At 66.5% G+C, this 16314-nt stretch carries 20 protein-coding genes; 9 read left to right on the plus strand and 11 right to left on the minus strand.

What is annotated here, in order from left to right:
• Nucleotides 1-234 (plus strand): transposase (locus H609_RS13430; protein WP_038035408.1); only part of this gene is annotated, 234 nt, incomplete at its 5' end.
• A 307-nt stretch (nt 235-541) separates the two neighbouring features.
• Here H609_RS13430 and H609_RS0110615 read toward each other — a convergent pair.
• Both H609_RS0110615 and ppk1 read right to left on the minus strand, forming a co-directional pair.
• Nucleotides 542-1753, minus strand: a complete 1212-nt coding sequence (locus H609_RS0110615) for a response regulator (protein ID WP_028484939.1) — start codon at nt 1751-1753, stop codon at nt 542-544.
• A gap of 128 nt (nt 1754-1881) precedes the next feature.
• Nucleotides 1882-3966, minus strand: coding sequence for a polyphosphate kinase 1 (ppk1, locus tag H609_RS0110620; RefSeq protein WP_018878993.1), 2085 nt, complete (start codon nt 3964-3966; stop codon nt 1882-1884).
• Between the two features lie 465 nt (nt 3967-4431).
• Between ppk1 and H609_RS0110625 the strand changes: the two genes are divergently transcribed.
• The gene (locus H609_RS0110625) at nt 4432-5049 is read left to right on the plus strand and encodes a hypothetical protein (RefSeq protein WP_018867352.1); all 618 of its coding nucleotides are present in this window, start codon (nt 4432-4434) and stop codon (nt 5047-5049) included.
• Nucleotides 5050-5097: 48 nt separating this feature from the next.
• Nucleotides 5098-5418: a DUF2007 domain-containing protein gene (locus tag H609_RS0110630; RefSeq protein WP_081618691.1), complete on the plus strand. Its 321-nt coding sequence runs from the start codon at nt 5098-5100 to the stop codon at nt 5416-5418.
• A gap of 1 nt (nt 5419) precedes the next feature.
• Here H609_RS0110630 and H609_RS0110635 read toward each other — a convergent pair whose 3' ends face one another.
• The gene (locus H609_RS0110635) at nt 5420-6139 is read right to left on the minus strand and encodes a lytic transglycosylase domain-containing protein (RefSeq protein WP_019558901.1); all 720 of its coding nucleotides are present in this window, start codon (nt 6137-6139) and stop codon (nt 5420-5422) included.
• A gap of 143 nt (nt 6140-6282) precedes the next feature.
• On the opposite strand from H609_RS0110635, the gene H609_RS0110640 reads away from it, so the two are divergent.
• From H609_RS0110640 to H609_RS0110650, 3 genes are read left to right on the plus strand one after another with little or no spacing between them, the layout of a single operon-like run.
• Complete coding sequence (locus tag H609_RS0110640; RefSeq protein ID WP_026280729.1) at nt 6283-7089, plus strand: biotin--[acetyl-CoA-carboxylase] ligase; 807 nt, start codon at nt 6283-6285, stop codon at nt 7087-7089.
• Complete coding sequence (locus tag H609_RS0110645) at nt 7082-7861, plus strand: type III pantothenate kinase (protein ID WP_018880731.1); 780 nt, start codon at nt 7082-7084, stop codon at nt 7859-7861. The genes H609_RS0110640 and H609_RS0110645 overlap by 8 nt, the downstream gene beginning before the upstream one ends.
• On the plus strand, nt 7849-8061 hold the full coding sequence (locus H609_RS0110650; RefSeq protein WP_018867357.1) for a hypothetical protein: 213 nt from the start codon (nt 7849-7851) through the stop codon (nt 8059-8061). The genes H609_RS0110645 and H609_RS0110650 overlap by 13 nt, the downstream gene beginning before the upstream one ends.
• A gap of 6 nt (nt 8062-8067) precedes the next feature.
• Here H609_RS0110650 and H609_RS0110655 read toward each other — a convergent pair whose 3' ends face one another.
• The 7 genes from H609_RS0110655 to H609_RS13435 all read right to left on the minus strand — a co-directional run bounded on the left by H609_RS0110655 (nt 8068) and on the right by H609_RS13435 (nt 13125).
• Nucleotides 8068-8595, minus strand: coding sequence for a DUF2062 domain-containing protein (locus H609_RS0110655; protein ID WP_028484940.1), 528 nt, complete (start codon nt 8593-8595; stop codon nt 8068-8070).
• A 13-nt stretch (nt 8596-8608) separates the two neighbouring features.
• Nucleotides 8609-8962 carry an arsenate reductase gene (locus H609_RS0110660; RefSeq protein WP_028484941.1) on the minus strand — a complete coding sequence of 118 codons (354 nt, stop codon included), beginning with the start codon at nt 8960-8962 and terminating at the stop codon, nt 8609-8611.
• The gene (gene dapD / locus H609_RS0110665; RefSeq protein WP_018867360.1) at nt 8955-9776 is read right to left on the minus strand and encodes a 2,3,4,5-tetrahydropyridine-2,6-dicarboxylate N-succinyltransferase; all 822 of its coding nucleotides are present in this window, start codon (nt 9774-9776) and stop codon (nt 8955-8957) included. Before dapD ends, H609_RS0110660 begins: the two co-directional genes overlap by 8 nt.
• 20 nt (nt 9777-9796) lie before the next feature.
• Nucleotides 9797-11002: a succinyldiaminopimelate transaminase gene (gene dapC, locus H609_RS0110670; RefSeq protein WP_028484942.1), complete on the minus strand. Its 1206-nt coding sequence runs from the start codon at nt 11000-11002 to the stop codon at nt 9797-9799.
• An 84-nt stretch (nt 11003-11086) separates the two neighbouring features.
• A complete protein-coding gene (locus H609_RS0110675; protein ID WP_028484943.1) occupies nt 11087-11821 on the minus strand; it encodes a glycosyltransferase in 735 nt (244 codons plus the stop codon).
• A 22-nt stretch (nt 11822-11843) separates the two neighbouring features.
• Nucleotides 11844-12164: a rhodanese-like domain-containing protein gene (locus tag H609_RS0110680; RefSeq protein WP_028484944.1), complete on the minus strand. Its 321-nt coding sequence runs from the start codon at nt 12162-12164 to the stop codon at nt 11844-11846.
• A gap of 160 nt (nt 12165-12324) precedes the next feature.
• A complete protein-coding gene (locus H609_RS13435; protein WP_369773667.1) occupies nt 12325-13125 on the minus strand; it encodes a SprT-like domain-containing protein in 801 nt (266 codons plus the stop codon).
• Nucleotides 13126-13346: 221 nt separating this feature from the next.
• On the opposite strand from H609_RS13435, the gene yjjJ reads away from it, so the two are divergent.
• The 3 genes from yjjJ (at nt 13347) to H609_RS0110700 (ending at nt 15471) form a co-directional block, all read left to right on the plus strand.
• Nucleotides 13347-14741: a type II toxin-antitoxin system HipA family toxin YjjJ gene (gene yjjJ / locus H609_RS13440; RefSeq protein ID WP_028484945.1), complete on the plus strand. Its 1395-nt coding sequence runs from the start codon at nt 13347-13349 to the stop codon at nt 14739-14741.
• A 176-nt stretch (nt 14742-14917) separates the two neighbouring features.
• Nucleotides 14918-15190 (plus strand): CopG family ribbon-helix-helix protein, encoded by a 273-nt coding sequence (locus tag H609_RS0110695; RefSeq protein ID WP_028484946.1) that lies wholly within the window; start codon nt 14918-14920, stop codon nt 15188-15190.
• Nucleotides 15191-15216: 26 nt separating this feature from the next.
• Nucleotides 15217-15471: a type II toxin-antitoxin system RelE/ParE family toxin gene (locus tag H609_RS0110700; RefSeq protein WP_028484947.1), complete on the plus strand. Its 255-nt coding sequence runs from the start codon at nt 15217-15219 to the stop codon at nt 15469-15471.
• A gap of 505 nt (nt 15472-15976) precedes the next feature.
• Here the strand turns inward: H609_RS0110700 and H609_RS13445 are convergent.
• The coding region (locus H609_RS13445; protein WP_038036269.1) for an integrase core domain-containing protein at nt 15977-16314 on the minus strand (338 nt) is incomplete at its 5' end.

Below are 16314 nucleotides of genomic sequence, written 5' to 3' on the forward strand. Positions count from 1 at the left end.
CGGGCCCATCACAAGCACATGAAGAGCACCAACATGCTCGAGCGGCTGAACGAGGAGATCCGCCGCCGGACCCGGGTGGTCCGGATCTTCCCCAACACCCACAGCTGTCTACGCCTGGTACGGGCCCTGGCCGTCGAAATCCACGAAGGCTGGCTGGAGGACAACCGCTACCTGAACATGGATCTGCTCAAAGAGCACAAGAAGATCTTGCTCCGGCAGGCCGAGGCCGCCTGAGCCATACCGACCAACCGAACATGGCTGACTCACTTCTGCACAACTTGACGCACACAACCCAGCGACCCTCTGCATCGGGAACAAGAGGATTGGGTTCAGGAGCGCCTCGGTTCCGGGAGGGTGCCGCACGCGTGTGCGGCCCGATGGTGTGCGGCGCATGTGCCCCTGAATTCACTCAAGTTTGGGGCTTGTACTCCAGGTTCCCCGACCCTGCATTGCGCCCCGAGGGTTTATAGAACGGGGGGTGGAGGCGCTAACGGCTAAGTGTCCCCTGCCTCGGGGGCTCGGGGTGCCCACGCGAGCGTGTTCACCCATCAGCATTTCTCTGGAGCGAGACCTGCTGAGCGGGTATGCCGCCTGTTGTGTCCTGGTCCGACAGACCAAGGCGCCCCAGTAGCTTCTGGCATTCGGCGGAGTCCGCCGCCCCATTGGTCAGCAAGAAGGCGGTGCGCATGATGGGGAGATGAATGTGGCCGCTGCCCAGACCGAAGCCGTGGGCGGCCCCAATCATCTGCTTTAACGGGAGAGAGAGGCGTAGACGCGACTTCAGCGCTACGGCCATTCGAGCGGGCCAGTCCCCCGCAAGCGCCGTATCCAGGGCGGCTGGGTCGAGGGTGCAGCCCTGAAGGACGCAGCGCTGTGCCGTGGCGATGACCGCGAGCTCGCCCAGGCGATGCATCAGTCCGGCGGTAAAGCAAAGGCTGGCGTCCGCCCGCAGGCTGCGACCCAAGGCCGCGGCCTGGTGGGCCATGCGCTCGCTCTGTTCCTGGTAATGCCGGGCGCGGGTCTGGAGGTTGGGGTCTTGAAGTGTGGTGGTGAGATCGAGGGCCATGGCCATTGCCAGATTCAGGGCGGTGGGGATGCCCAGAACCTGCAGGGCGTCGCGTAGCGAGGTATTGGGGGTGTCGGTGCGCCTCAGAGCACTGCCGTTGGATGCATCGATCAGGCGCGTGACCAGGGATGGAATGTCCTGCCAGGCCTTCTCCAGTTCGGACAGCGAGAGTGTGTCGGCCCGCGCCCTCAATTCCCGCAGTGCGTCAAGATCGATCGGTGTAGGCAGTCTCAGCTCACCGGATTCGGCCTGTTGCAGGGCGTTTTCCAGGGCGGGCGCCTCCGGCTCGCCCTCGGCTTCTTCGCGGGACTCGGCGGTAGTCGCTCCCGTAGCCAGTATCGCTTGCAGACGGTCATGCACCAGTTCCGCCTCGAAGGGCTTGGAGATAAAACCCCGGACGCCGTAGCGAGCGGCGCGCTGGACACTCTTACGCTCCGGGTTCGCGGTGATGATGACGATGGGCGTGACGCGGCCATCGATAGCCGCCCGTCGCAGGAAGTCCAGCCCGTTCCCGTCGGGCAGCGACAGGTCCGACAGCACGAGGTCGTGGTGTGTCTCGCGCCAACGTCGCAGGGCCTCGGTAATGGAGCGCGCGTGGAAGATGTCGGAATTGGGATAAAGGCCGCGAACGAGCGTCTTCAGGAGATCCGCCATGAGATCTTCGTCTTCCAGTATCAGGATCTTCATAGGGGGTCCGGATGCTCGCGCCCACAGGGAGGTTGTGACCTTCAGGTTCGGTTGTCCGAAGGATGGGGTCAAGCGGGGACCGGCGAAGTCCCACGACCGGGTGCCCCGCGCCGGCCATGGGTGTCGCGTCAGCCGGCGGTAGACCCCGCCAGCCGGGCCGCCAGGACCTCCTGTGCGGAGTAGGGGGCCTGGTCGTCTGCGGGCCGAATGCGGGTGTAGCTGCCGTCCGGTTGCAGGGACCAGGCGGTGGCGGTGTCGCGCAGGTAGTTGAACAGGGATTCCTCGGCCACGCGGTCGCGCAGCTCCGGGTCGCGCACCGGGAAAGCCACCTCGACGCGGCGGAAGAAGTTGCGCGGCATCCAGTCGGCGCTGGAAAGGAACACCTCGGGGTTGCCGGCGTTCTCGAAGTAGAACACCCGCGAGTGTTCGAGGAAGCGGCCCAGTACCGAGCGCACCTCGATGGTTTCCGATATGCCGGGGACCCCGGGGCGCAGGCTGCAGATGCCGCGCACGATCAGCTGGATGGGCACACCGGCCTGCGAGGCCTGGTACAGGGCCTGGATGATGGTGGCCTCGTTCAGGGAGTTCATGCGCGCGACGATGCGCGCCGGTTTGCCGGCCCGGTGGTTCTCGATCTCGCGCTCGATCTTCTCCTGCATCGCGTCGTGCAGGCGGAAGGGGGCCTGGATGAGCTGGCGCAGCCGGGTCACCTTGCCGAGCCCGGTCAGCTGGAGAAACACACGGTGGACGTCCTCGGTCAGCACGGGGTCGGCCGTCAGCAGGCCGAAATCGGTGTAGGCCTTGGCAGTGCCGGAGTGATAGTTGCCGGTGCCGAGGTGGGCGTAGCGGGTAATCTGGTCGCCATCCCGGCGCACCACCAGGGCAAGCTTGGCGTGGGTCTTGTAGCCGACCACGCCGTAGGTCACATGCACCCCGGCATCCTGCATGCGGTTGGCCAGCTCGATGTTGTCGGCCTCGTCGAAGCGCGCCCGCAGCTCGATCACGACAGTGACCTCCTTGCCGGCCTGCGCCGCCTCGATCAGGGTCTCGACCAGGGGCGAGCGGGTGCCCGTGCGGTACAGGGTCTGCTTGATGGCCAGTACCCGCGGGTCGGCCGCGGCCTGGCGCAGGAAATCCACCACCGGCATGAACGACTGGTACGGATGATGCAGCAATAGCTCCTGCTCGCGGATGCAGGCGAAGATGCCGCTGCCGCTGGCGTCCACGCGAGGCAGGGCCGGGACCAGGGGCGGGAACTTGAGGTCCGGGCGGTCGACCAGTTCGTGCACCGCCATCAGCCGGTTCAGGTTCACGAGGCCGGTGACCTGGTACAGGTCGTCGGGATCCAGATGGAACTGCTGCAGGAGGAAATCGGCGACCTCCTGCGGGCAGTTGTCCGCGACCTCCAGCCGCACGCCGGCGCCGTAGTTGCGCTGGGGCAGCTCGCCTTCCAGGGCGTTCAGGAGGTCGTCGATCTCCTCTTCCTGCACGAACAGGTCGGAGTTGCGGGTCAGCCGGAACTGGTAGCAGCCGGTCACCTTCATCCCGCGGAACAGCTCGTCAACATGGGCGTGCAGGATGGACGACAGCAGGACGAAATCGTTGTCGCCGCTGGCGACCTCCCGCGGAAGGCGCACCAGACGCGGGAGAGAACGCGGTGCCTGTACCACGGCGCGGCCGGACTCGCGGCCGAAGGCGTCCTTGCCCTTCAGCGTGACGATGAAGTTCAGGCTCTTGTTCAGGATGCGCGGAAAGGGATGCGCCGGGTCCAGGCCGATCGGGGTCAGGACCGGCTGCAGCTGTTCGCGGAAATACTGCAGCACCCATTCCTGCTGCGCGGAGCTCCAGTGGGTGCGACGCACGAAGTGGATGCCCTCGGCCGCCAGTGCCGGGATCAGTTCATCGTTCAGGGTGCGGTACTGCTCCTCGACCAGGTCGTGCGCGCGCGGGGCGATCTGGCGAAGCTGCTCGGCGGCGGAAAGGCCGTCCGGACCGGGGGCCTGCACGTTCAGCTCGACCTGCTGGCGCAGCGAGCCCACGCGGACCTCGAAGAACTCGTCCAGGTTGGTGGAGGAGATACTCAGATAGCGCAGGCGTTCGAGTAGCGGGAAGGCGGGGTCCTGGGCGATCGCGAGCACCCGACGGTTGAATTCCAGCAGGGACAGCTCGCGATTGAGGAACAGATCGGTCTGGGTCACGTCGGCATCCGGCATGCACGACTCGCGGCAGAAGTGGACCCGCGAGTCTAGGGGAACACTGGTTAATCTACACGTTCGCGCTCGAGTCGATTTTGCGTGCGAACAAGGCGCGGTGACTGCCGTGCAGTCATTCTGCACAAGGGAACCGCAACGCCGTGCGCGCGCAAAATCGGCCGAGCCCCTGCGTTCAATAGTTTGTGGGGTTGGTGCCCCATGTTCCCCGATGCAGCGTTGCGGCGCTTACCGGTAGCCCCACTACCGGCTGCGCACCGCGCCTTGTCTCGGGAAACATGGGGCACCAACGCGAATGTGTAGATTAACCAGTGTTCCCCTCCGACATTATGTCAGTTCCGTGAATGGGGGGCAGGCGTGGCCGAAGCCCCCGGGCTGCGTGCCTGAACTGCGGCGGGTGGGCACAGGCGACTATAATCCGGGCCTTGATCATGCAGCGCGAGTGGCGCTGCCGTAAGGAGAACTCCCTTGGCCGAATTTACCCTGACACTGCATGCGCGCGACGAATCGCAGCCCGAGCTGCGCAAGGTCTCGCTGGCCGTCGAGGGCGAGCTGCCCGAATACGGCCAGGTCTGGGTGTGGGATATCGTCTACGCCCAGCAGTTGTTCGCCCTGGGCGAGGTGCAGGCGGCCCAGGACCTCAAGGAGACCATGGAACTCTGGGCGGTCAACATGTCCAGCAAGGTGTTCCAGCCGCATGGGCATATCCTGTCCAAGGGGTACCTGGACCTGTCGGAGAACCTGCAGCTGGTGAACGGAGATTCCGTGCCGGCCGCGGCCGACGGGGATCGCCAGGTGGTGGTATCGGTCGACGGCCAGGCCGGGCAGCTCCCGGATGTCCGGGTGTCCCCGGAGAGCCTGACGGCCGACGAGCGCCAGGATCTGGTGCTGGGGCTGGGCCAGTACTTCAACTTCGAGAACCCGATGTTCGCGCGCGAGCTGCCGATCCATGTCCTGGCCATGCGCAAGTACCACGCGGACATCAACCTGCCGCATACCCGCACCGCGCTCGAGGAAGCCCCGTTCTTCGCGATCCAGAAGGCGATGGAGTACTTCCAGGCGGCCAATCAGGGCACGGTGCAGTAGGGGTAGGCCCGCTGCGTCGGATTTGCCGCGCGTGCTACGGTCGCGGCCATGAGGACTGTCTATTCCGCCGCCGACCCCGTGATGGCCGGGTTCATCGAGGACCTGCTGAAAGAGGCCGGCATCCCGGCGTACGTGAACCAGGCGGGGCTCATGGGCGCGGCGGGGGAGGTCCCGCCAACCGAGACCTGGGCGCGCATCATGGTGGTGCACGAGGAGCAGGCCGAGGAGGCGCGAGCCCTGATACTGGAGTATCTGGAGGGCGAGCCGGAACACGACGGCCGGGACTGGAAGTGCCCGCGCTGCGGCGAGGTGATCGAGCCGCAGTTCACCCAGTGCTGGAACTGCGGGCGCGACAAGCCCAAAGTCTGAGTCAGTTCGGCCGCCCGTTGCCGGTGTACTGCGAGCGGATGCGCTGGATGTAGGTCTGCGTCTCGCGGAACGGCGGGACGCCGCCGTGGCGCTCCACCGCGCCGGGGCCGGCGTTGTAGGCGGCCAGGGCGAGATCCAGATTCCCCTCGAAGCGCTCGAGCATCGCGGCCAGATAGCGTGTGCCGCCGTTGATGTTCTGGGCCGGATCGAAACGGTCGGTGACCCCGAGATCGGCCGCGGTCGCGGGCATCAGCTGCATCAGGCCGTGGGCGCCCACCCGCGAGACCGCCTGCGGATCGAAGCAGGATTCCACGTGAATGACCGACTGGACCAGCGCAGGGTCGAGGCCCTTGCGGGTGGCGGCCGTACGAATCAGGTCCGCGAACTCGCCACCGCCGGTGGCCAGCGCCTGGCGGGCGCGCTCGCCGCAGCGGGCGCGCGCGGTGGGGCGGCCGTAGGTGGCGACCAGTTCCATGCCGCTGTCCTGGCGATGCTGGTTGGTGACCAGGCGTTCACCGCCCGGGCCCTCGAACACGAAGATCTGGCTGGGAGACCAGTCGCCGCCCGTGGACGGGGTCCCCGTGCCCGTGCTCGCGGGCGAGCGGATAGTTTCGTACGGGATACCCTGGGGCCGTTCGTCGGTCAGGACGCGGGCACCGGAGGCATCGCGGTAGCTGTACAGCTCGTCCGCGCTGGTTCCGCCCGCGACCAGCCCTGCCACCAGTACCAGCAGCCCCAGCGCCGTCCGGACGGAATGCTTACCATGGTGCCTGGCTTTCCCCCGCGTATCCCTGGTATCCAACCCCTGTGCCCCTTGGCCGAGTACCGATCCCGATGACCGAGACTTCATTCACAGTCTGCATTATGGCGCCGGAAAGTGCATGGCTGAAAGAGCGCGTCGACGGCCTGCTGGCGGGCAGCGACGTCGACGCACCTTGGGTCGAGGTCCTGGAATCGGTCGATTCGACCAACCGCTATCTCCTGGAGGCGGCTGCCACGGACGATGAGCGACCGCGTGTCTGCGTGGCACATACCCAGACCGCGGGCCGCGGCCGGCGGGGCCGGATCTGGCAGTCGCGGCCCGGGGCGAGCCTCGCTCTGTCGCTGGCGTGGCCCATCGCGCGGGGCCCGGTGCCGCCCGCCTATCCGGTGGGTGTGGGGATCGGGGTAATCCAGGCCCTGGAGGGGCTGGGTCTGGAGTCCGTGCGGCTCAAGTGGCCCAATGACCTGATGATCCAGGGCGCCAAGCTCGGCGGGATCCTGATGGAGCAGCGGGCGCCGGGCCGGGAGCGGCCGGGCCGGCTGGTCGCCGGGATCGGGATGAATCGCGAGGCCGCAGATACACTGGAACTGGACCGCGCGGTCACCGATCTCGCCAGTCATTGTCCGGGTGGGGCGCCGGACGGCCTGGAACTGGCCGCGCGGGTGGTCGACCGGCTTTGCCGCCTGCATCCCGTTATGGTGCGCGAGGGCGTGGCCCCGCTGGAGTCCGAGCTGGAGCGGCTCGATCTGTTGCGGGGGCAGGCCATCGAGCTGCTGGACGATGGAGCGCAGGCCCGGGCGCAGGGGATCGATCCGGCCAGCGGCTGCCTGGTGGCGGCGTTCGCGGACGGATCGGTGCGGTATCTGCACTCGGGCGAGGTTTCGGTACGGAGTCGTGAACATGTCTGACGTTGCGCTGGTGGATATCGGCAGTACCCGGGTCAAATGGCAGGTGCGCAGCCGGGATGGCGACGTGCTGGGCTCCGGCGCGGCCCGGGAGCCCGCGGGCTGCGCCCGCGCCCTTGCATCCATGACGCAGGACTCGACCATCGACGCCGTATGGGTCTCGCGGGTGGCGGGTGATCGCGGGGCGGCGTTCGCCGAGGAATTGGACAGCGCCGGGCTGGCGGCCTCGGTCCACGCGGTCCGGGTTGCGGCTGCCGGGCCGAACGGCCTGCGGACCGACTACGCAGCCGGCCAGCTGGGGGTGGACCGGTACTGCGCGCTGGTCGCGGCGCGGGCCGTTGGCGATATGCCGGTCATCCTGGTGGATGCCGGAACCGCGGTCACCGTCGACGTGTTGCAGGCGGGCGGGTGTCATGCAGGCGGCTACATACTGCCGGGGCGCCAGCTCGGCTGGGAGGCGCTGCAGCCCCGTCTGGCCGATCGTATCGCGCCGCGCGAGGCGACGCAGTGGCCCGAGGACCTTGACCCGTCGCCCGGGCTGAACAGTGCGGATGCGCTGGAGCGTGGCTGGGGTCTGGGGCTGGCCGGGGCACTGGACGGGCTGATCGCGCGCTCCCGCGACGTGCTGGGCGAGGAGGCCCCCTGCTGGCTGACCGGCGGGGATGCCTACTGGCTGGCGCCGCTGTTGCGCGAGGAATCTCGGATCGTGCCCAACCTGGTTCTGGACGGGCTATGGGCCCTGTCGCTCGCGGAGGATGCCGGATGCGCTGGCTAATCCTGGCGCTCGCGCTGCTGAACCTGGGGTACTTCGTGTGGGTGTGGCACGACGGCCGGCTGGATCCGGACCCCTACGCCGACGTACCGCCCCTGGAGCGCGACCGGGGCACGGTGGAGTTGCTGGATGTCCGGCTGGAATGGCCGGAACCCAGTGGCGCGCCGGCAGGGGAAGGGGTCGCCGAGGAGGCGACCGAGTGACGAGGCTTAGGGGCCGCGGCGCCGGGCCCGCTCGGCGCGCCGCCGGTCCCGGTGGCGCTGCCAGGCGGCGGAAAGTTGATGGGAGATCCAGTAGCCGGCCATGGCGGTGGGGCTCGCGATCAGCAGGCTGCCCAGCAACGTGAAGGTGATCTCGTCGCCGATCCCCTGCAGGTACCAGGCGTCCGGGTCGTGGGTGAGCAGGGGCATGTAGCGAAAGACCGCCTCGCCCAGGGAATGGTAGCCCCAGTACAGGGGGGCCGTGGTCAGGGGGTTGCTGACGAACGAGGCCACGAAGGCCGTCGGGAAATTCCCGGCCAGCGCGATGCAGAGGATGATCATCAATACGGTCTGAAAGCCGACCGTGGGCGTCAGGCCAATGAACAGCCCGATGGCAACCCCGCGGGCCATGGCCTCCGGGCCGCTCTTCATGCTCCCGGCGGCATGCAGGCCGGTGTGCAGGCGTGGGTGACGGGCCAGCCAGTGGTGGGCGCGCCAGCGCATCGCCCGCCAGCGAATGCCGGCTCGCCTCAGCATGCCGCCTAGGGCCTCAGGCAGCCCCCCAGCGGGCCGCGATGTCGGGGGTCCAGCCAACCGTGATCGCGTCCCCCTGTTCGATCACCGGCCGCTTGATCAGGGCCGGGTGCTCGAGCATCAGGGCGATGGCGCGTTCGCGGTCCAGCCCGTCGCGCTGTTCGGCGCGAAGCTGGCGCCAGGTCGTGCCGCGCCGGTTGACCAGGGCCTCCCAGCCAAGCGCCTCGACCCAGTTGCGCAGCCGGGCCTCCTCCAGCCCGTCCTTGCGAACGTCGACGAAGCGAACATCCACGCCGGCCGCATCCAGCGCCCGGCGGGCCTTGCGGACGGTATCGCAGTTGGCGATCCCGAAGAGCGCGATGTCAGACATCGCGCAGCAGGGCGTTCAGGCCGACCTTGGCCTTGGTCTTCTCGTCCACGCGCTTCACAATCACCGCGCAGTACAGCGAGTACTTGCCGTCCTTGGAGGGCAGGGTGCCGGAGACCACCACGGAGCCGGCCGGTACGCGGCCGTAGAGGATCTCGTCGTTCTCGCGATCGTAGATCCGGGTGGACTGGCCGAGATACACGCCCATGGAGATGACCGCGCCTTCCTCGACGATCACGCCCTCGACCACCTCGGAGCGGGCGCCGATGAAGCAGTTGTCCTCGATGATGGTCGGGGCCGCCTGCAGCGGCTCCAGCACGCCGCCGATCCCGACGCCGCCGGAGAGGTGCACGTTCTTGCCGATCTGGGCGCAGGAGCCGACCGTGGCCCAGGTATCGACCATCGTGCCTTCATCCACATAGGCACCGATGTTCACGTAGGACGGCATCAGCACCGTGTTGGGGGCGATGAAGCTCCCGCGGCGCGCGGTGGCCGGCGGCACGACGCGCACGCCGGCCTCGCGGAAGTCACGGCTGGAGGTGTCGGCGTACTTGGACGGGACCTTGTCGTAGTAGTTGGTGAAGCCGCCCTTGATGAACTCGTTCTCCGAGATGCGGAACGACAGCAGTACGGCCTTCTTCAGCCATTCGTTCACCACCCATTCGCCGCCCTTCTTCTCGGCGACTCGGGCACGGCCGGTGTCCAGCATCTCCAGCGCCTCGTTCACCGCATCGCGGACATTGGTCTCCACGTTGCGCGGGTTGATCTCGGCGCGGCGTTCAAAGGCGGTTTCGATGGTGCTCTGGATATCGGACATGAGGTTTTCCTTGCAACGTATTAATAGGTAATGGATTCATACAGGCTGGCAATGCGCTCGGCGGCCTCGACACAGGCGGCCGGCTCGGCGACCAGGGCCATGCGGACATGCCCGGCACCGGGGTTGTGCCCGGAGTTCGGGTCGCTGCGCGAGAGGTAGCGCCCGGGCAGCACCGTCACTCCGGCCTCGGCGTACAGGCGGCGGGCAAAGGCCTCGTCGTCGCCTTCGGGAACCCGTGGCCAGAGGTAAAAGCCGGCGGCCGGTGTGGTGACGTCGAGTATGGCCTGTAGCCGCGGGACGACCGCCGCGAACTTCTCCGCGTACAGGGCCCGATTGTGCGCGACATGGGCCTCGTCCGCCCAGGCCACGCGACTAACGACTTGGGTGGGCGGCGGCAGGGTGCAGCCATGGTAGGTACGGTACAGCGCGAAGCGGTCCAGCAGCTCGGCATCGCCCGCCACGAATCCGGAGCGCAGCCCCGGGAGGTTGGAGCGCTTGGACAGGCTGTGGAACACGATGCAGCGCTCGAACCCGGTATTACCCATACGCGCCGCGGCACCCAGCAGGCCGGCGGGTGGGGTGGCCTCCGGGTGATAGATCTCGGAGTAGCACTCGTCGGCCGCAATTACGAAGTCATGGCGTTCGGCCAGACGGATCAGGTCCTGCATCGCCGCCTCGGACATGCAGGCGCCGGCCGGGTTGCCCGGGTTGCAGATGTAGACGAGCTGCACCGCATCCCAGGTGGCGACGTCGATCGTGGAGAAGTCGGGTAGATAGCCGTTCTCCGGCGCCAGGTCGTAGAAGGCCGGTTCTGCCCCGGCCAGCAGGGCCGCACCCTCGTAGATCTGGTAGAAGGGATTCGGCATCAGCACGCGCGCCCCGGGCTTCTCCGCGACGACGGCCTGGGCGATCGCGAACAGGGCCTCGCGGGTACCGCTGACCGGCAGCACCTGGCGCTCGGGCTTAACGGTATCCAAGTCGAACCGGCGTTGCAGCCAGGCGGCGATCGTCTCGCGCAGGGCCGGTTCGCCGCGCGTGGTGGGGTAGTGGTTGTAACCCTGTACGGCGTCGCGCAGGGCGGGTTCGACGAAACCCGGAAGCGCATGGCGTGGTTCGCCGATCGACAGCGCGATGGGCTCCAGCCCTTCCGGCTGGCGCAGGTCCGCGAACAGGGCCCGCAGGCGTTCGAACGGGTAAGGCTGGAGCCGGTCGAGGCGGGGATTCATGGCGTCCGGGGGTTCCTCTGCAGGGCGCGAACCGAAAGACCGCGCAGTATACCGAACCCGACGGGGCGACGGCACCGCGATCGTTCAGTCGCGACTGCCCGGACGGGTATACCAGAACCAGCTGAGGCGGCGGGAGCGCAGGCTCCAGGGGAGCAGCAGGACCTGCAGCACCACCAGGATGTGACGGCCGGGGTGAAACCAGTCCGCCTTGCGCCCGGAGGTCAACACGGGGGTGTCCAGGATTTCCACGCGCTGGCCGTGTGCCCGGCCCCAGCGGCGCAGGGCGCGCGACAGGAAGACCTCTTCCCCGGCGTATACCGCCTCGCTGAAGCCGCCGACGGCGGTGAAGGCCTCGTGGGTACAAAAGACGTAACAGCCGGCGGCCAGCCCCAGGCGCGCGGCCAGCGCATTCCAGGCGCCGGCACCCCAGCGGTAGATGCGGTGATTCAGGTGGTCGAAATCTACCCGGGCACCGCCGCCGCAAACGCGACCGCTGTCCAGTGCCTTCAGGGTGGCCTGCAGCAGGTCGCGATCCGGCCAGGTGTCGGCGTCCACGAACAGCAGGTAGTCACTGGTGGCGGCCTCGGCGCCGGCATTGCGGGCGCGGCTGATCCTGCGCTCCGGCTCGAAGACGACACGACAGCCGGCGCGCTGCGCGATCTGCGGGGTCGCGTCCGAGGAGGCGTTGTCCACCACGATGATTTCGCTGGGGCGATCGAGGCCGGAGAGGGCGTTCTGGACGGCGGTCAGGGTTCGTGGCAGCCATTCGGCCTCGTTCCAGGCCGGGATGATGACCGACAGTGTGGGTACGCGGGTCACGCAGCGGCCTGGGGAACCCTGATCAATAGGTCGCCATGTGGGGATCGACCTCGCGTGCCCAGGCATCGATCCCGCCCGACAGGTTGATCACGTTGTTGAACCCGACCCGCAGCAGAAAGCCGCAGACCTGCTGGCTGCGAACGCCGTGGTGACAGATCACTACGATCTCGTCCTCCGGATTCAGATCCTGGTACGCGGTCGGGATCTGGCCCATCGGGAGCAGTTGCGAGCCCTCGATGTGGCAATGCCGGAATTCCCAGGGCTCGCGCACATCCAGCAGCTTCGGCGGGCTCTTGGCCTGCGAGAGATAGTCGTGCAATTCCCGGGGGGACATCTGGCGCATGGTGGTGAACCGCTACTGGAAGAGCCTTCAGGCTGGCTTCGGGAGCGGCGCTTTGCAAGAGGCGGGATGCATGCCGGGGATTGGGGCGCATGTGAAACGGTCCTGTAGGGCCGTACCTCCGCGAAGATCTTGAGGGGCGCGGCCGGACGGTCCCGGGGTATCAGCCCTTGAACTTCACCAGGCGGCTGACCTGGATGTCGGAGATGAACACCACACCGCTGTGCTGATTGAAAAACGGCGTGAACCCTTCGAGGATCGGCTCGACCAGTTCTTCGGGCACCGCGGCGATGCAGTTCGGGCAGTTCATGCGCACACGGGGTTTTGGGTGCGGTGCGGGTGGCGCAAACACTGCCGGGTTGTCGGCATCGTCGCGCATTGCGATCGTTCCGGCCGGCGCGGGTGCGCTTGTCACGGCCAGCCCCTGTTCGGCCAGGGCCTCCGGCACCTGGGCAACCGACTCGGGGTCGGTGGGGGCATGCCGGTCGAACCAGGGCAGTGCGAACCCGATGGCCAGCAGGTCCGAGCAGGCTCGGGCGAAGGGTCCGTCCGGCTGGATGTAGTGCGTGACCTGGCGCCCGGTCTGTTTGCCATCCGGCAGGCCGGTATCGCTTGGCACCAGGCCGATCGCTTCCATCTTGCCGACCCACTCCCGGTTATGGTGGTTTGATCGGCTCGGCCGGCCGAAGCACTCCTGCCAGTGATGCACCATCTCGTGTACCAGCGTGGACGGCGCGACCTCCAGCGGATTCAGGGTGAAGTACCCCGGATGAACACCCAGCTCATGGACGATCGTGCCATCCGAGGAGATGAAGCGTTCGGCGTGGTGGTAACCTCGCTGCCGGCGGGAGCTGCGCAGCGTGATCAGACAGGGAGGCAATTCGTTGTCGAACAGCCGTTCGTTGAAATGATCGAAGGCCCGCTGCAGGGCGGAGTACATCGACAGGGTGGGGGAGTCGGTCATGGTGCGTTTCCGGGATCGAGTCTTGAGTCCCGAGATTGTAGCGCCCCGTTTTTGTCACAAATCCGCTCACAAACTTGGCGAGCCGAGACCTGTCCCGTCCAGGATCGGGTTCGTCCATAGGATCGTTTCACCAAATGCTTGGGAGAGAAATCGAAGGGTTATATATCAGACCCTTAATGATGTAGTATTTTCTCAATAATCATTTCAATTGGCAGGTTCGGATGAGGAGCAAGCGAGAGGCAGCGCATCAGCAGCTCGGCTTGGCGCTTGCCAGGCTCGCCCCGGTGCGTGCAGCCGATCTTGCCCGCGAACTGGGGCTGTCGGTCCCCACCCTTCACCGACTGCTGCAGGAGACGCCCGAGCCCGTGCTTGCGGCCGGGCGGGCCCGGCGCACTCGCTACGCTCTGCGCAGGGCGCTGCGAGGCGACTTCGCGCCCACTCCCATCCGTGTGATTGATGAAGCCGGCCAGCCGCACGAGCTCACGGAGCTCTCGCCCATCCAGCCACAGGGCTGCCATGCCGACTTCGGTGGCTCGGATTGGCCTTTGGAGGATGACGACGAGACCCCCGAAGGATGGTGGGCCGGTCTGCCATACCCTTTGTACGATATGCGCCCCCAGGGCTACCTCGGGCGCCAGCTGGCGCATCGCTTGCAAGACACGCTCGGGGTGTCACCCAATCCAGATGCCTGGAGTGACGACGATATCCTCTGGGTTCTGAGTCGTGTGGGGTCCGATCTCCCGGGCAACCTGGTCGTTGGTGATGTCGCATTCAAGGGCTGGCAGAAGGCCCGCCTGGATCCCCCTCCGATTCTCGGGGCGGATGAAATCGAAGGGATGTATGTGAAGGCGGCGGAGGAGGCCATCTCGCTGGGCCTTGCGGGCTCCAGTGCCGCGGGTGAGTTCCCGAAGTTCACCGCCCTTCGGGACCTGCAGGGCAGTCATAGTCCGCACGTCATCGTGAAGTTTTCGGGTGCGGACGAGTCCGCGACCGTGCAGCGCTGGTCCGATCTGCTGGTGGCGGAGCATCTGGCTCTGGAGGCGGTCGCAGGGCTGCCCGGTGTGCAGAGTCCGCCCAGCCGAATCCTCCAGCAACAGGGCCGCACGTTCCTGGAGATCGAGCGCTTCGATCGCCACGGACTGTTCGGCCGCAGCGCGGTGGTGACGCTGGAGACCGTGAACGCGGCCTTGCTCGGTCATGCGCCTTCGCCATGGGATGCCCTCGCCCAGGGGCTCGCCGACAAGCGTCTGCTGGCGCCGGAGGCGGTTGCAGCCATCCGTCACATCACCTGGTTCGGCCGACTGATTGCCAATAGCGACATGCACCCGGGCAACCTCGCCTTTCGGCCGGAGGGCGGCCGGCTTGTCCTGTGCCCGGTCTACGACATGCTCCCGATGGCCTACGCGCCGCTCCCGGGTGGCGAGTTGCCGCGCGTGACGTTCGAGCCCGCCCTGCCATTGCCCCGTGAACATGCCGTGTGGGTCACCACTTGTCACGCCGCGATTGGGTACTGGCAAACCGTATCGGATGACACCCGCATCAGTGCCGCGTTTCGCAGGATTGCATCCGAAAACGCCGTCGAGCTTCAAAGGCGCATGGGACTCGTTGTGCCCTGATCGCTGGTCGTGCTGTGCCAACCGACCGCTGGCGCCTACCCGGCTTCGGGTCGGTTTCAGCCCGGTTGAGTCGCAAGCCTGTCTACAGCCTGTGGATCCAGATATTTGATAGTGGACTCGCAGGGGAAAGAAACGATAGAGTATCGAAAGGTATTACCATGTAATAAGAGGCCGCTATGGCAACCTCCCTGAAGATTGACGACGCGTTGAAAAGTCGGGTCCAGCATCTCGCCAGCCAGCGTCGGCGCTCGTCTCACTGGATCATGCTCGAAGCGATTCGGCAATATGTCGAGCGCGAAGAAGCTCGCGAGGGCTTCAGGCAGGAAGCTCTCGCGGCCTGGGCTGCTTATCAGGAAACCGGCCGACACGTGACCGGGCAGGAAGCACGCGCCTGGTTGAACACCTGGGGCACGGGTGAGGAAAAGGCTGCTCCGGAGTGCCACAAGTAATCGTAACCGAAGGAGCGCTGGATGGTCTGGACCGATGCCGGCGTTTTCTTTCCACCAAATCGCCGGATGCCGCCCGGCGAGCAGCCCAGGCGATCGAACGGCAGCTCCTGCTGCTGGAAACGTCACCGGATATGGGTCGCCCCGATGCCGAAATACCCGAACTGCGCGAGCTGCTGATCGACTTCGGCGATTCCGGATTCGTAGCCCTCTATCGACACGATCCGGCCGAGGACACGGTTTACGTGCTGGCCTTCCGACATCAGAAAGAGGCGGGCTTCTGATAAGGACCGCACGCACCGGTTGTCGGGACGGCCCCGTACCACGGAACTTCGATCAGAGTGCTTCGTTTCAGGAATGCAGCGCATGACTGGGGTGGCATTGAGCCGCTTCTGCGGACATCTTTCAGCTTGTAGCAAAGTCGCCAGGGTCTCGTCGCACCCTGATCGCTGGTCGTGCTGTGCCAATCGGGCGCTAGGGAGACGCTGATTTAATCGCACGTCCGCGTTCGAGTCGCTTTTGCGTGCGTTTAATGCGCGGTGACTGCCGTGCAGTCACTCTGCACAAGGGAACCGCAACGCCGTGCGCGCGCCCGTTTTTGATCAACAACGGGCGGCCGAGCCGGCTCTTTCAATCACTTGTCGGGTTGGTGGCCCCTGTTCCCCGATCCTGCGTTGCGCCCCGAAGTCATCAAAAACGGGCGGGTAGAACCACTACCCGCTGCACGACGCGCCTTGTCTCGGAAAACAGGGGGCGCCAACGCGGACGTGCGATTCAATCAGCGTCTCCCTAGTTGTGGAGTCTCACAAGGTTGTCCTCAGGTAGACCGAGGACGCTGATGGGTGGCTGCTTGTTCAGGCTACCGTGTGGGCGGTGCCAGTTGTAGTCGTGGATCCATCGGGGCAGATGGCGTTTGCGCTCCTCTGACGTGGCGTAGGTGAAGGCGTAGGCCCACTCGCGCAGGGCGGTCTGGATAAAGCGCTCGGCCTTGCCATTGGTTCGCGGCGTGTAGGGCCGGGTGCGGCGATGGCGGATGCCCAGTCGGCGGCAGGCCTGGCTGAACGCCCGGGCGTGGTAGCAGGGTCCGTTGTCGGTCAGGACCCGTCGGATGGTGATCCCCAGGGTGG

Origin of the sequence: Thioalkalivibrio sp. ALE17, from assembly GCF_000425605.1 — a bacterium.
Lineage (GTDB): Bacteria > Pseudomonadota > Gammaproteobacteria > Ectothiorhodospirales > Ectothiorhodospiraceae > Thioalkalivibrio.

Bases quoted from the DNA above. Each gene is read 5' to 3' on its own strand.
- H609_RS0110615 (WP_028484939.1), bottom strand. From the start codon at position 1,753: ATGAAGATCCTGATACTGGAAGACGAAGATCTCATGGCGGATCTCCTG.
- ppk1 (WP_018878993.1), bottom strand. From the start codon at position 3,966: ATGCCGGATGCCGACGTGACCCAGACCGATCTGTTCCTCAATCGCGAG.
- H609_RS0110630 (WP_081618691.1), top strand. From the start codon at position 5,098: ATGAGGACTGTCTATTCCGCCGCCGACCCCGTGATGGCCGGGTTCATC.
- H609_RS0110640 (WP_026280729.1), top strand. From the start codon at position 6,283: ATGGCGCCGGAAAGTGCATGGCTGAAAGAGCGCGTCGACGGCCTGCTG.
- H609_RS0110645 (WP_018880731.1), top strand. From the start codon at position 7,082: ATGTCTGACGTTGCGCTGGTGGATATCGGCAGTACCCGGGTCAAATGG.
- H609_RS0110650 (WP_018867357.1), top strand. From the start codon at position 7,849: ATGCGCTGGCTAATCCTGGCGCTCGCGCTGCTGAACCTGGGGTACTTC.
- H609_RS0110655 (WP_028484940.1), bottom strand. From the start codon at position 8,595: ATGCTGAGGCGAGCCGGCATTCGCTGGCGGGCGATGCGCTGGCGCGCC.
- H609_RS0110660 (WP_028484941.1), bottom strand. From the start codon at position 8,962: ATGTCTGACATCGCGCTCTTCGGGATCGCCAACTGCGATACCGTCCGC.
- dapD (WP_018867360.1), bottom strand. From the start codon at position 9,776: ATGTCCGATATCCAGAGCACCATCGAAACCGCCTTTGAACGCCGCGCC.
- dapC (WP_028484942.1), bottom strand. From the start codon at position 11,002: ATGAATCCCCGCCTCGACCGGCTCCAGCCTTACCCGTTCGAACGCCTG.
- H609_RS0110680 (WP_028484944.1), bottom strand. From the start codon at position 12,164: ATGCGCCAGATGTCCCCCCGGGAATTGCACGACTATCTCTCGCAGGCC.
- H609_RS13435 (WP_369773667.1), bottom strand. From the start codon at position 13,125: ATGACCGACTCCCCCACCCTGTCGATGTACTCCGCCCTGCAGCGGGCC.
- yjjJ (WP_028484945.1), top strand. From the start codon at position 13,347: ATGAGGAGCAAGCGAGAGGCAGCGCATCAGCAGCTCGGCTTGGCGCTT.
- H609_RS0110695 (WP_028484946.1), top strand. From the start codon at position 14,918: ATGGCAACCTCCCTGAAGATTGACGACGCGTTGAAAAGTCGGGTCCAG.